Annotated in this window: 17 protein-coding genes; 12 read left to right on the top strand and 5 right to left on the bottom strand. The window is 68.7% G+C overall.

Features of this window, described 5'->3' with window-relative positions; genetic code table 11:
* Positions 1-102: 102 nt before the first annotated feature.
* The 5 genes from pucL to EIZ45_RS43400 all read left to right on the top strand — a co-directional run bounded on the left by pucL (position 103) and on the right by EIZ45_RS43400 (position 4,611).
* Complete coding sequence (gene pucL / locus EIZ45_RS43420; protein ID WP_037815161.1) at positions 103-975, top strand: factor-independent urate hydroxylase; 873 nt, start codon at positions 103-105, stop codon at positions 973-975.
* A 38-nt stretch (positions 976-1,013) separates the two neighbouring features.
* Positions 1,014-1,502: a nucleoside deaminase gene (locus tag EIZ45_RS43415; protein ID WP_134670050.1), complete on the top strand. Its 489-nt coding sequence runs from the start codon at positions 1,014-1,016 to the stop codon at positions 1,500-1,502.
* A gap of 175 nt (positions 1,503-1,677) precedes the next feature.
* The gene (locus EIZ45_RS43410) at positions 1,678-3,120 is read left to right on the top strand and encodes an NCS2 family permease (RefSeq protein ID WP_134670048.1); all 1,443 of its coding nucleotides are present in this window, start codon (positions 1,678-1,680) and stop codon (positions 3,118-3,120) included.
* A gap of 16 nt (positions 3,121-3,136) precedes the next feature.
* Entirely contained in the window at positions 3,137-3,514 is a 378-nt protein-coding gene (locus EIZ45_RS43405) for a gamma-glutamylcyclotransferase (protein ID WP_009082380.1), read from the top strand.
* Entirely contained in the window at positions 3,511-4,611 is a 1,101-nt protein-coding gene (locus EIZ45_RS43400) for a glycerate kinase (protein WP_134670046.1), read from the top strand. The genes EIZ45_RS43405 and EIZ45_RS43400 overlap by 4 nt, the downstream gene beginning before the upstream one ends.
* Here the strand turns inward: EIZ45_RS43400 and EIZ45_RS43395 are convergent.
* The 5 genes from EIZ45_RS43395 to EIZ45_RS43375 form a co-directional block, all read right to left on the bottom strand.
* On the bottom strand, positions 4,589-4,981 hold the full coding sequence (locus EIZ45_RS43395; RefSeq protein ID WP_043835052.1) for an NUDIX hydrolase: 393 nt from the start codon (positions 4,979-4,981) through the stop codon (positions 4,589-4,591). The genes EIZ45_RS43400 and EIZ45_RS43395 overlap by 23 nt on opposite strands.
* Entirely contained in the window at positions 4,978-5,679 is a 702-nt protein-coding gene (locus tag EIZ45_RS43390) for an SDR family oxidoreductase (RefSeq protein WP_134670044.1), read from the bottom strand. The genes EIZ45_RS43395 and EIZ45_RS43390 overlap by 4 nt, the downstream gene beginning before the upstream one ends.
* Positions 5,669-6,376, bottom strand: a complete 708-nt coding sequence (locus tag EIZ45_RS43385) for an RraA family protein (RefSeq protein ID WP_037815151.1) — start codon at positions 6,374-6,376, stop codon at positions 5,669-5,671. The genes EIZ45_RS43390 and EIZ45_RS43385 overlap by 11 nt, the downstream gene beginning before the upstream one ends.
* A gap of 101 nt (positions 6,377-6,477) precedes the next feature.
* Positions 6,478-7,368, bottom strand: a complete 891-nt coding sequence (locus EIZ45_RS43380) for a helix-turn-helix transcriptional regulator (protein WP_134670042.1) — start codon at positions 7,366-7,368, stop codon at positions 6,478-6,480.
* Positions 7,369-7,538: 170 nt separating this feature from the next.
* On the bottom strand, positions 7,539-8,330 hold the full coding sequence (locus EIZ45_RS43375) for an SDR family oxidoreductase (RefSeq protein WP_134670040.1): 792 nt from the start codon (positions 8,328-8,330) through the stop codon (positions 7,539-7,541).
* 330 nt (positions 8,331-8,660) lie between these two features.
* On the opposite strand from EIZ45_RS43375, the gene EIZ45_RS43370 reads away from it, so the two are divergent.
* From EIZ45_RS43370 to EIZ45_RS43340, 7 genes are all read left to right on the top strand, one after another.
* Positions 8,661-9,830 carry an EfeM/EfeO family lipoprotein gene (locus EIZ45_RS43370; protein ID WP_240692051.1) on the top strand — a complete coding sequence of 390 codons (1,170 nt, stop codon included), beginning with the start codon at positions 8,661-8,663 and terminating at the stop codon, positions 9,828-9,830.
* Positions 9,827-10,051 (top strand): hypothetical protein, encoded by a 225-nt coding sequence (locus tag EIZ45_RS43365; RefSeq protein ID WP_240692050.1) that lies wholly within the window; start codon positions 9,827-9,829, stop codon positions 10,049-10,051. Before EIZ45_RS43370 ends, EIZ45_RS43365 begins: the two co-directional genes overlap by 4 nt.
* Positions 10,048-10,272 carry a hypothetical protein gene (locus tag EIZ45_RS43360; protein ID WP_240692050.1) on the top strand — a complete coding sequence of 75 codons (225 nt, stop codon included), beginning with the start codon at positions 10,048-10,050 and terminating at the stop codon, positions 10,270-10,272. The genes EIZ45_RS43365 and EIZ45_RS43360 overlap by 4 nt, the downstream gene beginning before the upstream one ends.
* Positions 10,269-10,493, top strand: coding sequence for a hypothetical protein (locus EIZ45_RS43355; protein WP_240692050.1), 225 nt, complete (start codon positions 10,269-10,271; stop codon positions 10,491-10,493). The genes EIZ45_RS43360 and EIZ45_RS43355 overlap by 4 nt, the downstream gene beginning before the upstream one ends.
* On the top strand, positions 10,490-11,686 hold the full coding sequence (locus EIZ45_RS43350; protein ID WP_134736118.1) for a Dyp-type peroxidase: 1,197 nt from the start codon (positions 10,490-10,492) through the stop codon (positions 11,684-11,686). The genes EIZ45_RS43355 and EIZ45_RS43350 overlap by 4 nt, the downstream gene beginning before the upstream one ends.
* A gap of 44 nt (positions 11,687-11,730) precedes the next feature.
* On the top strand, positions 11,731-13,356 hold the full coding sequence (locus tag EIZ45_RS43345) for a phospholipase C (RefSeq protein WP_134670422.1): 1,626 nt from the start codon (positions 11,731-11,733) through the stop codon (positions 13,354-13,356).
* Between the two features lie 300 nt (positions 13,357-13,656).
* Complete coding sequence (locus EIZ45_RS43340; protein WP_037815144.1) at positions 13,657-14,058, top strand: Lsr2 family protein; 402 nt, start codon at positions 13,657-13,659, stop codon at positions 14,056-14,058.
* Positions 14,059-14,248: the final 190 nt, after the last annotated feature.

The raw sequence follows: 14,248 nt of genomic DNA, 5'->3' as shown, positions 1-14,248 counted from the left end.
AAACCGGCCGTTCGCCGTCGCCGCTTTCGGTGGATCTGCCGTGGCCCGGGCCACGCCGCGGCAGGTGTACTCACTCGGCGAGCGAACGAGAAGGGATGACCAATGGCGATCGTTCTTGGCGACAACCGCTACGGGAAGGCTGAAAACCGGCTGGTCCGCGTCGACCGCGAAGGCGACGAGCACCGGATCACCGACCTCACCGTGAGCGTGTCGCTGTCGGGCGACATGAGCGACACCCACCTGACCGGGGCCAACGACAAGGTGCTGGCCACCGACACGCAGAAGAACACCGTCTTCGCCTTCGCCCGCGACGGCATCGGCGAGATCGAGGACTTCGCGCTGCGGCTGGCCCGGCATTTCGTGTCCACGCAGGAGAGCATCCACGCCGCCCGGGTCGGGATCGTGGCTCATCCGTGGGAGCGGCTGCAGGTCGGCGGACGGCCGGCGCATCACTCGTTCGCCCGGTCCGGGGCGGGCACCCGCACCACGCGCGTCACCTACGACGGCGAGCGGGCCTGGGTGCTCGGCGGAGTCGAGGACCTGACCGTGCTCAACTCCACCGGATCCGAATTCTGGGGCTTCCCGCGCGACGAATACACCACGCTGGTCGAGGTCAAGGACCGGATCCTGGCCACCGCGGTGTCCGCGACCTGGCGGTACTCGGTCGAGGAGACCGACTGGACGCACGCGCACGAGACCGCGCTCGCCACCCTGCTCGACGCGTTCGGCGGCACGCACAGCCAGTCCCTGCAGCAGACGCTGTACGCGATGGGGCAGGCGGTGCTGGAGGCCGTCCCGGAGATCGCGGAGATCCGGTTCTCGCTGCCGAACAAGCACCACTTCCTCGTCGACCTCGAGCCGTTCGGCCTCGACAACCCCGGCGAGGTGTTCTACGCCGCCGACCGGCCCTACGGCCTGATCGAGGGCACCGTCCTGCGCGACGACGCCCCGCCCGCCGGTCCGGCCTGGTCCTGAGCAAACCCGAAACCCGAGCTGTTGGGAGCAGTACTGTCATGACCGTGTCCATCGATGCCGACGTCGAACGCGCCTGGCTCGCCGAATGCGTGCGGATCGCCGAGAAGAACGTCGCCGACGGCGGCGGCCCGTTCGGCGCGCTCGTGGTGAAGGACGGCGAAATCGTCGCGACCGGCGTCAACCGCGTCACCCCGTCGCTCGACCCGACCGCGCACGCCGAGGTGGTCGCGATCCGCGCGGCCTGCCAGGCGCTCGGCACGTTCAGCCTCGCCGGCTGCGTGCTCGTCTCCTCGTGCGAGCCGTGCCCGATGTGCCTCGCCTCGTCGCTGTGGGCGCGCGTGGACCGCGTGCTGTACACCGCCGACCGCGACGACGCCGCCCGCGCCGGGTTCGACGACCGGGCCTTCTACGAGCTGTTCGAGCACCCGCGCGAAACGTGGCAGACCCCGGTTTCGCGAGTGTCCACTCCGGAGGCTTTCGCCCCGTTCTCCGCCTGGCTCAACCGGTCCGACCGGATCGAGTACTGAGTCTCGGCGAGTGCTGATGCCGGTCAGAATCGGCTTCAGCGTTCCCCGCCCCACCCCACCGGGCCACCCTCCCGGTGCTGACCGGAGCACCAGAAAAACGCAAACGTCCCGCCGTCCCGCCCCGTGCGTATGCCAGGGGTGCGGTGCGGCACACCCACCGGCAAGGGGAGGACGCATGACCCAGGTACGCCTCGACGAAGCGGTGACCTCGGCTCCCGGACCTCAGCGCAAGTCCATTGTGGAGCGACTATTCGAAATACGCGCTCGCGACACCAGCGTAGGCCGGGAAGTACGCGGCGGCGTGACCACGTTCGTCGCGATGGCCTACATCGTTTTGCTCAACCCGCTCATCCTCGGCGCCTCCGCCGACATCACCGGCGCGAAACTCAGCGCCGCGCAAGTGACGACGGCGACCGCGCTGGCCGCCGCCGTGATGACTGTCCTCATGGGACTCGTCGGCAACGCGCCGCTCGCGCTCGCCGCCGGTCTCGGCATCAACGGCATCGTCGCGTTCCAGATGGCGCCTGCGATGACGTGGGCGCAGGCGTTCGGGCTGGTAGTGCTCGAAGGCGTCTGCATTGTGCTGATGGCGGTCAGCGGGGTCCGGGAACGCATCATGAACGCGATTCCCGGGCCGCTGAAAACCGCGATCACCGTCGGCATCGGCTTGTACATCGCGCTGGTCGGCCTGGTGAGCGCCGGGTTCGTCACGCGGACCCCGGACGCGGCGCATTCGACCGTCCCGGTGCGGCTCGGGCTCGACGGGCATCTCGACGGCTGGCCGATCGCGGTGTTCTGCTTCGGCCTGCTGCTGATGACCGTGCTGATGTCGCGGAAGGTGCCCGGCGCGGTGCTGATCAGCATCGCCGCCGCCACCGTGCTCGCGGTGGTGCTGCACGACGGATTCGGGGTCGGCGAATGGGGTTTGACGACTCCGACGCTGCCGCATTCCGTGGTCGCCGCTCCCGATTTCGGGCTGCTCGGGCACGTCGATTTGTTCGGCGGATTCGCCAAGGCGGGTGCGCTGACCGCGACGATCTTCCTGTTCACCCTGGTGCTGTCCGGGTTCTTCGACGCGATGGGCACGATTACCAGCGTGTCGGCCGAGGCCGGGCTGTCGAAGAACGGCCGGGTGCCGCGGATGGGCCGGATCCTGTTCGTGGACGGGGCCGGGGCGATCGCGGGCGGGATGTCCGGCTCGTCGCCGAACACCGTGTTCCTGGAGTCCGCGGCCGGCGTCGGGGAGGGCGCGCGGACCGGGCTGGCGAGTGTCGTGACCGGACTCCTGTTCGGGGCGACGCTGCTGTTCACGCCGATCGCGGGCATCGTGCCGGCGCAGGCCGCCGCGCCCGCGCTCGTGGTGATCGGCGGGATGATGGTGGCGCAGTGCCGCAACATCCCGTGGCACGACCCGGATTACACGATCCCGGTGTTCCTCACCGTCGCGCTCATTCCGTTCACCTACTCCATCACCAACGGCGTCGGCGCGGGCCTCATCGCGTTCGTGCTGATCAAGACCTTCCGCGGGAAGTGGCGTGAAGCAGGGTGGATCCTCACCGTGCTCGCGCTCGTGTTCACCGTCTATTTCGGAATCGACGTGGTGAAGGCGATCCTCTAAAAAGAAAGGGACCACCATGCCTCTGATGTTCCTCAACGGCGGCGCGATGCGCGGCGAACCTCTGCACCATCTGCTCGACGGCGCTCCGCTGGTGGCCGAAACGACCACGGCCGCGAAGTACCGGTTCTATTCGGTAGGCGGGCAATGCCCGGCGCTGGTCCCGGTAGCGCACGGCGGCGCGGCGATCTCCGGCGAGGTGTACGACCTCACGCTGGACCAGCTGCGCGACCGGGTGCTCCCGTCCGAACCGCCGGAACTGGAGCTGGGCGTGATCGAACTGGCCGACGGCAGTTCGGCGTTCGCGATGCTGCTGCGGCGGCCGCAGACCTCGCACGTGCAGCTGCGGGACATCACGGAAATCGGCGACTGGCGAGCGTTCAAGGCCGCGGCGTGACGGTTCTGGTCGCTCCGGACAAGTTCAAGGGCTCGCTCACCGCGGCGGAGGTCGCGGAGGTGGTGGCCGCGGCGTTCGCCGAGGTCGCGCCGGGCGAGCCGGTGCGGCAGCTGCCGGTGGCGGACGGCGGCGACGGGACAGTCGCCGCCGCTGTCGCCGCCGGGTTCCAGCGGGTCCCGGTGCGGGTTTCCGGGCCGACCGGCCGCCGGATCACCGCGTACTACGCGCTGCGCGGGTCGGTCGCCGTGGTCGAGCTGGCGGAGGCGTCCGGCCTCCACCGGCTGCCCGGCGGTCGGCCGGAACCGCTGACCGCGTCGAGCTACGGCACGGGCGAGCTGATCGCGGCCGCCCGTGCCGCCGGGGCGACGCAGATCGTGCTCGGGGTCGGCGGCAGTGCCTGCACTGACGGCGGAGCCGGATTGCTGACCGCGTTGGGCGCGCGATTGCTCGACGCTTCCGGCGCGCCGCTTCCGCCGGGCGGTGCCGCGTTGACCGAGTTGTCCACAGTGGAGCTGTCCGGACTGCCCGAAGTGGACATTGTCCTGGCGTCCGATGTGGATAACCCGTTGCTGGGTGTGGATGGCGCCGCCGCGGTGTACGGGCCGCAGAAGGGCGCCGGTCCGTCCGAGATCGCGTTGCTGGAACGCGGGCTCGCTCGGTGGGCCGAAGTTGTGGGCTCCGCGCACGCCACCACCCCGGGCGCTGGCGCGGCAGGCGGCGTCGGGTTCGGTGTGCTCACCGGACTCGGCGCTCGCATTCGGCCGGGGATCGAGTTGCTGTTGGAGCTGCTGGGTTTCCCGGCCGCGGCTCGCGACGCGCGGCTCGTCGTCACCGGCGAGGGCTCGCTGGATACCCAGTCGCTGCACGGAAAAGCGCCAGTGGGCGTTCTCCGTGCAGCGGGCGGCACGCCGGTCGTCGCGTTGGCCGGGCGATGTCTGCTGTCCGCGCCGGAATGGCGGGAAGCGGGCTTCGCCGGGGTGTACGCGCTGACCGACGTGGAGCCGGACGAGTACCGGTGCGTCGCCGAGGCCCGGTCGTTGCTGCGGGACCGGGCCGCGCAGCTGGCTCGGGATTTCAGCCGAGCAATACCTGCCTGACGTGGTCGGACAGGGGGAGTCCGGCCGCGTCGGCGGGGGTCAGCCAGCGATGGTCGTCGTGTTCGGCCGGGTTGAGCTGAAGGTCGCCGAGGAATTCCGGATGCGCGTCGTAGTAGGCGGCGTGCACGGTGAACGGTTTGCCGGTGCGGTCCGGCCAGGATTGGCGGGCCCGTTCGCGCGCGAGCCGCACCCGCAGTCCGGTTTCCTCGGCGACTTCCCGTACCGCGGTGGTCTCCGGGGCTTCGCCGGGCTCGACGGTGCCGCCGGGGAATTCCCAATGCCCGCCGAGGAAAGTCCCTGGCGCGCGGCGGATCAGCAGCACGGTTTCCCCGCGGGGGAGCAGGACGTAGGCGAGATGTTTGTCGTTCACGGCGCACCTCCGTTGGATACGAGGACTTGACCGTTCACCCAGCCGCCTTCCGGGCCGCAGAGGAACGCGACGAGACTCGCGCAGTCGCGTGGCGTGCCGATCCGGCCAAGGGGATTGTGCTGTGCGAACGCCTCGCGGTGGGCTTCGGGGATCCAGCCGGTGTCGGTCGGGCCGGGGTTCACCGCGTTCGCTGTGATGCCGAGGCGGCCGAGTTCCCCGGCCGCGGCGAGGGTGATCCGGTCGAGTGCGCCTTTGCTTGCCCCGTACGGCAGGTTGTGCACCACGTGGTCGCTGGTCAGCGTGACGATCCGGCCCGCGCCGTGCGGTCCGCGGTAGCGTTGGGCGAACTCCCGGATCAGCAGCCAGCTCGCGCGGGCGTTCACCGCGAAGTGCCGGTCGAAACTGTCCACTGTGGTGTCGAGCAGGCTGGAATCCACGGACTCGCAGTGGGCTAGCACCAGAGCTTGGACGTCGTCGTCGATCTGGTCGAACAGCATCGCCGGGGTTTCCGGGTCGGCTAGGTCGGCTTCGATGCCCTGGACGGTTTCGTCGGCGCCCCACGGCATTCGGCGGTCGTAGTCGGACCAGTAGGTGGTGATGACATGCCAGCCGTCTTCCTGCAGCCGGGTGGCGATCGCGGCGCCTATTCCGGCTTTTCTGCCGACTCCGGTGACCAGGGCGGTTTTCTTATTCTTCAATGGCGCCGTCTTTCGCGCGGAGGTGCTGGCGGAAAGTGTAGGACGGGTCGGTTTCCCGGCGGGACAGGAATTCGCTGAACCGGACCTGTTCGCGGAGGGGGACGCCGTCGCGGATCTTCGCGGCTTGCCGGTGTTCGGTTTCGCGGATGGATTCGGCCAGCCGGAAGACCTCCTCGGCTTGGGCGGCTGGGACGAAGAGAACGCCGTCGTCGTCGCCGAAGACCAGGTCGTCGGTGGTCACGGTCCATTCGCCGACGGTGGCGGATTCGAGGGCGTCGGCGGCGCGGTCGTTGAGGTGCAGGGGTCCGGTGGAGAGGGAGCCGAGGCTGAATACCGGGAGGCCGATTTCGCGGAGTTCGGCGGTGTCGCGGTGCAGCCCCCAGATGACGATCCCGCCGAGTCCGGCCGCCGCGACTTCGGCCGTGATGAGATCGCCGACACAGCTCTCGTCCAGCCGGCCCCGGTTGTCGGCCACCAGGACGTCGCCGGGGCTGGCGGCGGTGATCGCTTCCAGGAAGACGTCGACGCTGCCCGCGTGCCTGGCTGGCAGGACTCGACCGGAGAGCTTCTGGCCTGGGATGACGGACCTGGTCCCGGCTGGGGCGCACCGCACGGTCAGGCGGGCTCGCAGGCAGCCGTCGGCCAGGTGGGCGGTGGTCAGGGTGGCGAAACGTTCGGTGAGTTCGGTGTGGTTCATGCTCCCGCCCTTCGTGCGAATTGCTGTCACGCTAGCGGGAATCCGCGCTGCGGGGTGCCGGGTTTTCCGCGCTGGCTTGGCGGAGCGGGGAGCCGGGCAGATCAGCTGAGTGCCGGAGTCTCGGTCGCCAGTTCCTCCTGGCCGGCCGCCCACGACGCCAAGAGGGCTAGGCCGTCCGCGGCGGCCGTGCCGGCGGGAGCCGTGTAGATGTTAAGGAGCAGGCCGGGGTCGGTGGGCAGGTCCATCGATTCGACGTCCAGGTCGAGCCGGCCCACGACGGGATGGTGCAGGCGTTTGCGTCCGGACCGGTGGAGCCGGACGTCCTGGGAGGCCCACCGCTGCCGGAACAGTTCGCTGCGTGTCGATAGTTCTCCGACCAGGGCGATCAGCTCGTCGTCGTGCGGGTTGCGGCCCGCTTCCATGCGCAGTTTCGCGGCCACGTCACGGGCGACCCGGTCGTAGTCGACGAAGAACGTGCTCGCCGCGTCGGGATCCAGGTACACGAACCGCGCGGTGTTCGCCGGTCGTCGCGGGTCGGCCAGCACCGGCGCATACAGCGCGCGGGCAAGGCGATTCGTGGCGAGGACGTCGTAGCGGCCGTTGCAGATCCACGCCGGGGCGTCGGTGACGGCGGCGAGCACTTGCTGAAGCGCCGGACGCACCGTCACGGCTGGCCGCCGACGGCGGGCACCGCCCGGTGTCTTGGACTGCCGCGCGAGGTGGAACAGGTGGTCGCGCTCGGCCTCGTCGAGTTGCAGGGCCGAGGACACCGCGTCGAGCACGCCGTCGGAGGCCCCGGCGAGGCTGCCGCGTTCCATGCGCACGTAGTAGTCGACCGAGACCCCGGCCAGCAGCGCGACCTCTTCGCGGCGCAGGCCTTTGACCCGGCGGTTGCCGCCGTAGGCGGGCAGCCCAGCCCGCTCAGGTGTGATGCGCGCACGGCGCGAGCTCAGAAACTCCTTGATCTCGCTGCGCAGATCGATCATGGCCACCCTTTCACGGTAAGCCCTGCCCGCGGCCGGAGGGAGGCCCTGCCAGTACCCCCGCCAGGTACGTGAGGGGAACCCTCAGGGAATCTGATTCCCTCAGGGTTCCCCTCACGTACCGCAAAGCCGCGCCTCCGGACGGGGCCGCGCGACCTTAAGTCCATGGCAGTACCCCGCTAGGTGCCCGAGGCGGTGGTGGCGGTGCCGCCGTCGACCGGGACGATGGCGCCGGTCAGGTAGGACCCGGCTCGGCTGGCGAGGAATACGGCGACGCCTGCCATGTCGTCGTCGCGGCCGAGCCGGCGCAGCGGTGCTTTCGCCGCGATCGTGTCGCCGATGGCGTCGATGGTGGCCGCCATCATCTGTGACGGGAACACGCCGGGGGCGACCGCGTTCACCGTGATGTGTTGTGGGCCAAGTTCCCTGGCGAGGACCCTGGTGAGTTGGTGGAGTGCGGCTTTGCTGCTGGCGTAGGAGTAGTTGGGCGCCTCGGCGACGTGGATGGCGGCGATGCTGCCGATGTTGATGATCCGGGCGGGATCGTCGGCGGTGCCTGCCTTGCGCAGTGCCGGGAGCAGGGCCTGGACCAGCCAGAACGGCGATTTGAGGTTGAGGTCGAGGACGGCGTCCCAGGCTTCGGTCGGGAACGTCTCCAGCGGCTCGCGTCGCATCGCTCCCGCGTTGTTGACGAGGATGTCCAGGCGGTCCGAGCTGGCGGTGACCAGGTCGGCGAGACGCTGGCACTCGTCGTGCTTGGACAGGTCGGCGGGAATTGCTTGGACGTCCCCGAATTCGGACAGTAGGCGCTCTGCCTCGGCGCACGCGTCTGCTGTGCGTGAGCTGACAATGACGCGGGCGCCTGCTTGCAGGAGGCCGCGCGCGATCATCATCCCGATGCCTCTGGTGCCGCCAGTGACGAGTGCGCATTTCCCGCTCAGGTCGAACAGGTCTGAGTGAGTGTCCGCCATGGGTCTTCGTTCCTTTGCTGTGGAAGCAGGTACGGACACAGGCTGACGGGATTTCTGGATGTCCGGGAGACCCTGGCGAGACCGGCACTGCGAGACCTCCCCTTGCCTGGAACCGGACATTCCGAATGATCCGGACATGGCTTGAGGGTGTTATTTCCGGCGAATCGGGCAGCCACTACCACGCACTTTGGCGGCTATGTCCGGCTTCTTCCGTTCTTTGGTTGAAGTCCTGGTGAATTCCCGGGTAGGCGACGTTCTCGGCCAGGGTTTCTTCACTTTCCGCACGCATAATTCCGTCCCGGTAGCCCGAACGTGTGAGTGGAGGAAATAGTGCCGGGGTCTGTGCGTGCCCGCTGGATCGGCGGTGGGGTCGCGATCGCGGTCGTCGCGGCGGGGATCGCGTTCGCGGTCTGGCCCGACGGGGCTTCGGCGCAGGATCCGGAGATCCAGATCTCCCGGTCGGCCTGCGGGCAGGGCTGGGCGGATCCGCGAGCAGGGGTGCAGACCTTTCGCCTGCACAACACCGGAACCGTGACCGCCGAGGTCGATTTGATCGACCCGGCGACCGGGGTGGTCTACGGCGAGGTCGAGGGACTGGGCAGCGGGACGACCCGGCCGATGCAGGTCACGCTCGGCAATGGAGGTTACGCATTCCGTTGTCTCCCCGAGGATTCGTCGGCGATTGTCGGACCGACCGTCACGGTGAGCGGCGGTGCCGAACGTGGTCCGGGCGTCGCGCCGGTGACGCAGAACGATCTGCTCGGACCGTTGAAGTCCTATCAAGCCCATGTGACGCAAGGACTTGGCCAGTTGGCCGCCGACGTCGGCAAGGTGAAGGACGCCATTCGCGCCAATGATCGCGGCGCGAGCCAGAGCGCTTGGCTCGTCGCGCATCTCGACTACGAACGGCTTGGCGCGGCCTATAACGCCTTCGGCGACTCCGACAAGGCCATCAACGGCACCGCCGCCGGGCTGCCCGGCGGAATCAAGAACCCGGACTTCACCGGGTTCCATCGGCTCGAATCCGGCTTGTGGCACAACGAAGACCTCGCCGCCCTCGCGCCGGTGGCCGATCAGCTGGACAGCGACGTGCAGAAACTCCGCAAGTCCTTTGCGGACAGTCAGGTCGATCCGAACGACCTCGGTCTGCGCGCGCACGAGATCGTGGAGAACACCCTGCAATTCGAACTGACCGCCCGCACCGATTACGGCAGCGGCACCAACCTCGCCACCGCTCGCGCGAACCTCGACGGGACCCAGGCGGTCCTCAATGTGCTGCGTCCGGTTCTCGCGCCACGTTATCCGGGGCTGTCCAAGGTGGACAGCTGGATGGAACGCGCCAAGGCCGCGCTCGACAGTGTCAAGAAGCCGGACACCTCGTGGACGCCGGTCAGCCAGCTGTCCGCGCCGCAGCGGCAGAAGCTCAATGCCGACGTCAGCGAGTTGACCGAGTTGCTCGCGCCGATCGCCGCGATCGCGGAGCCGAGGAGGATCTCGTGACGACGGAGTCCTCTCGCCGGTCCTTCCTAGCCGCCGCTCGGGCGAACCTCGACGGGGCGCAGGCGGCCGCACTCGACAGTGCCAAGAAGCCGGACGACTCGTGGACGCCGGTCAGCCAGTTGTCCGCGCTGCAGCGGCAGAAGCTCAATGCCGACGTCAGCGAGTTGACCGAGTTGCTCGCGCCGATCGCCGCGATCGCGGAGCCGAGGAGGATCTCGTGACGACGGAGTCCTCTCGCCGGTCCTTCCTAGCCGCCGCTCGGGCGAACCTCGACGGGGCGCAGGCGGCCGCACTCGACAGTGCCAAGAAGCCGGACGACTCGTGGACGCCGGTCAGCCAGTTGTCCGCGCTGCAGCGGCAGAAGCTCAATGCCGACGTCAGCGAGTTGACCGAGTTGCTCGCGCCGATCGCCGCGATCGCGGAGCCGAGGAGGATCTCGTGACGACGGAGTCCTCTCGCCGGTCCTTCCTAGCCGCCGCTCGGGCGAACCTCGACGGGGCGCAGGCGGCCGCACTCGACAGTGCCAAGAAGCCGGACGACTCGTGGACGCCGGTCAGCCAGTTGTCCGCGCTGCAGCGGCAGAAGCTCAATGCCGACGTCAGCGAGTTGACCGAGTTGCTCGCGCCGATCGCCGCGATCGCGGAGCCGAGGAGGATCTCGTGACGACGGAGTCCTCTCGCCGGTCCTTCCTGCGTCGTACGGTCGTCGGCGCGGGGATTACCGCGGCTGCCGGAATGGGGGTGGCGGCCAGCGCGAGCGAAGAACCCAAAACCGTTCCCTTCCACGGTCCCAGGCAGGCGGCGATTCTCCGCCAGCCGCCGGCGCAGAGCGTGATCGCGTCCTTCGACGTGGTCGCCGAGAATCGTGCCGAGTTGACGCACTTGTTCCAGGAAATCACCGACCGCGCGCGGTTTCTCACGAACGGCGGTGCTCCGGCCGCGCTCGGGATCACCGCTCCGCCCGCCGACTCGGGGGTGCTCGGCCCGGTCGTGCCGCAGAGCGATCTTGGCGTGATCGTCGGCGTCGGATCGTCCCTTTTCGACGGTCGGTACGGGTTGGCCGAACGCAAGCCCAAGAAGCTCAAGCCGATGACCATGTTCCCCAACGACGCGCTCGACGCCCCGCAATGCCATGGCGACCTGTCGCTCACGCTGTCCGCGAGCGACACCGACACCGTGCTGCACGCGTTGCGCGACCTGACCCGCGCGACGCGTGGCGGGATGCAGCTGCGCTGGAAGATCAACGGCTTCAGTTCGCCGTCAAGGCCGTCCGGCACGCCGCGCAATCTGATGGGGTTCAAGGACGGCACCGCGAATCCGGGCGAGTCCGAAATGGACCGGCTGGTGTGGGTGTCCGGGGCGGGCGAGCCCGCGTGGACGACCGGCGGCAGTTACCAGGTGATCCGGCTGATCCGGATGCTGGTCGAGTTCTGGGACCGGGTCTCGATCACCGAGCAGGAGAACATGTTCGGCCGCCGCCGGGACACCGGCGCGCCGCTGGACGGAGCGTCCGAACAGGACGAACCCCGGTACGCCGACGATCCGATCGGCACCGTCATCCCGCTCACCAGCCACATCCGCAAGGCGAATCCGCGCACCCCGCAGACCGACGGACAGCGGATCCTGCGCCGCGCGGTCAACTACGACCGCGGGGTCGACGCCAACGGCAACCTCGACATGGGTCTCGTCTTCACCTGCTACCAGCAGGACCTCGAGCGCCAGTTCGAGGCGGTGCAGAAGCGGCTGATCGACGAACCGCTCGTCGACTACATCTCCCCGTTCGGCGGCGGCTACTTCTTCGCGCTGCCCGGCGTCACCGGTCCCGGCGACCACTTCGGCCGGGCGCTCCTCGCCTGAGGCGCGCCCCGATCCTCACCCCGCGAAACCAGGAGGAATCCTCAGTGGACACAGCATTCGGCAGGCGGCGCCGTCGCCTGCTCGGTGCGGGCGCGCTCGTCTCGGCGGCCGTGCTCGCGATCGTCACCGGGTCCGCGGCGTCGTCCGCGCAGGCCCAGCCGCTGCACCCGCTGCCGGCGTCGTGGCTGCCGACGCTCACCCCGATCAAGCACGTCGTGGTGATCTTCGGCGAGAACATCTCGTTCGACCACTACTTCGGCACCTACCCGAAGGCCACCAACGAGAACGGCACCCCGTTCCAGGCCGCGAAGAACACGCCGAAGGTCAACGGCCTCGACGAGAAGCTGCTGACGCGGAACCCGAACGCCTACAACCCGAAGCGGCTCGGGCCGGACCAGGCGCTCACCTGCGACCAGAACCACAGCTACGGCGCCGAGCAGGCCGCGTTCAACGGCGGCAAGATGGACAAGTTCGTCGAGAAGACCGAGACCGACAAGTGCACCGGCCAGCCGGTCCTGTTCGGCGAGCCGGGTCTGGTCATGGACTACTACGACGGCAACACCGTCACCGGCATGTGGAAGTACGCGCAGCACTACTCGATGAGCGACAACTCGTTCAACACCGTCTTCGGCCCGTCGACCCCGGGCGCGATCAACCTGATCTCCGGGCAGACGCACGGGATCCAGGCGGTCGACCCGGTCACGCACGAGCCGAAGAGCGACCCGTACGTCGTCGCGTCGCCGGACCAGGACGGCGTCGGCACCGTGATCAACGACCCGGACCCGGCGTGGGACGACTGTTCGGACAAGAACCACACCGCGAAGGACAACCTGGGCGCGATGCAGGGCCGCAATGTCGGCGACCTGCTGAACGACCGGCACGTCACGTGGGGCTGGTTCCAGGGCGGCTTCAAGCCGACCGGCACTCAGAACGGCTACGCGGTCTGCGGGCAGAAGCACGCGAACGTCGGCAATCAGTCCTCCGTGGACTACAGCCCGCACCACCAGCCGTTCCAGTACTACAAGTCCACTTCGAACCCGCACCACCTGCCGCCGTCCTCGGTGCAGGCGATCGGGCAGACCGACCAGGCCAACCACCAGTACGACACGAGCGATTTCGACGCCGCGCTCAAGGCCGGTTCGATGCCCGCGGTGAGCTTCCTGAAGGCGCCGGAGTACCAGGACGGGCACGCGGGCTATTCCGACCCGCTCGACGAACAGCATTTCGTCGTGGACGAGATCAACAAGATCCAGCAGTCGCCGGAGTGGCGTTCGACCGCGATCGTGCTCGCCTACGACGACTCCGACGGCTGGTACGACCACGAGAACCCGAAGATCGTCAACGGCTCGCAGGACGCGTCGCAGGACCAGGCCGTGTGCACCGGAAAGCCGGCCGGGCTCGGCGGGCACTCCGACCGCTGCGGCTACGGCCCGCGGCTGCCGCTGCTGGTCGTCTCGCCCTACAGCAAGGTGAACTACGTCGACCACACCCGGACCGACCAGACCTCGGTGCTGAAGTTCATCGAGGACAACTGGTTCTCCGGCCGGGTCGGGAACGGCTCGTTCGACACTCGCGCGGGCGGACTCTGGAACATGTTCAACTTCTGGTGGCCGCGGGCGGGCAAGCTTCCGCTCGACCCGCGCACGGGTGCGCCCGCCGGGCGGAACTAGCTCGCGTTTTCTCCTCGCACCGCCGAAGGCCATCGGGTTTCGACCCGGTGGCCTTCAGCCGTTTCGGGGCCGCTCTTCCGTCCGCTCAGCGGGAAACCGCGTGCGAATACCGCGATACTGGAAATTTTCCAGCGCGCCGGAACTGTGCGCGGCGTCGCGGATTGGGCACCGAAGGTGTTCGGGAACCGGCCGGGAAAGCACCGGCGGCGGAACCGGAATGGAGTCGCGCTGCGCGTACCGTCACTCGACACGATAGGGTAATCGCAGGCACATCCTGTAGAAGGTGAAGGAACGCGAATCATGGCGCAAAAAGTCCATGTCGAGATGGTGGACGACATCGACGGCAGCATCGCCGAACAGACCGTCCCGTTCAGTCTTGACGGCGTGAGCTACGAGATCGACCTGTCCGAAGACAACGCTGCCGCACTTCGGGAAGAGCTGGCCCGCTATGTCGCCGCCTCGCGCCGGGTCGGCGGCCGCAAGGTCCGGATGGCCGCCGGGCAGTCCCCGCGGCCGGCTTCGACCGCCGCGGACCGCGAGCGCAACAAGGCGATGCGCGAGTGGGCAGAGAACAACGGTTTCACCGTGTCCGACCGGGGCCGGCTCCCGGCGGAGATCGTGAAGGCGTACGAGGAGCGCGACACCGAGGCTCCGGCCAAGCCGGCTCGCAAGCGCGCGACGCGCAAGAAGGCCAGCGCCTGAGCGTTCTTTTCGGCAGCTGTGCCGCGGGGGCCGCGGCAGTTGATCAGCGGTGAGGGCGCCGCCGGGAATCCCGGCGGCGCCCTTCTGGCTGCCAGGCGGAATAACGCATTCCCGTCTCGAGGCCATGCGGACGTACGTGAGGGGAACCCTGAGCTTGAGTTTTAAGGTGCGGGTGTGGGTGGGTGGACCC

The organism is Amycolatopsis sp. CFH S0740, from assembly GCF_004522315.1.
Taxonomy (GTDB): domain Bacteria; phylum Actinomycetota; class Actinomycetes; order Mycobacteriales; family Pseudonocardiaceae; genus Amycolatopsis; species Amycolatopsis nivea.
The sequence above is the reverse complement of the archived record's forward strand: the minus strand, read 5'-3'. Positions and strand labels throughout refer to the sequence as shown.

Bases quoted from the DNA above. Each gene is read 5' to 3' on its own strand.
- pucL (WP_037815161.1), top strand. From the start codon at position 103: ATGGCGATCGTTCTTGGCGACAACCGCTACGGGAAGGCTGAAAACCGG.
- EIZ45_RS43415 (WP_134670050.1), top strand. From the start codon at position 1,014: ATGACCGTGTCCATCGATGCCGACGTCGAACGCGCCTGGCTCGCCGAA.
- EIZ45_RS43410 (WP_134670048.1), top strand. From the start codon at position 1,678: ATGACCCAGGTACGCCTCGACGAAGCGGTGACCTCGGCTCCCGGACCT.
- EIZ45_RS43405 (WP_009082380.1), top strand. From the start codon at position 3,137: ATGCCTCTGATGTTCCTCAACGGCGGCGCGATGCGCGGCGAACCTCTG.
- EIZ45_RS43385 (WP_037815151.1), bottom strand. From the start codon at position 6,376: ATGAACCACACCGAACTCACCGAACGTTTCGCCACCCTGACCACCGCC.
- EIZ45_RS43375 (WP_134670040.1), bottom strand. From the start codon at position 8,330: ATGGCGGACACTCACTCAGACCTGTTCGACCTGAGCGGGAAATGCGCA.
- EIZ45_RS43340 (WP_037815144.1), top strand. From the start codon at position 13,657: ATGGCGCAAAAAGTCCATGTCGAGATGGTGGACGACATCGACGGCAGC.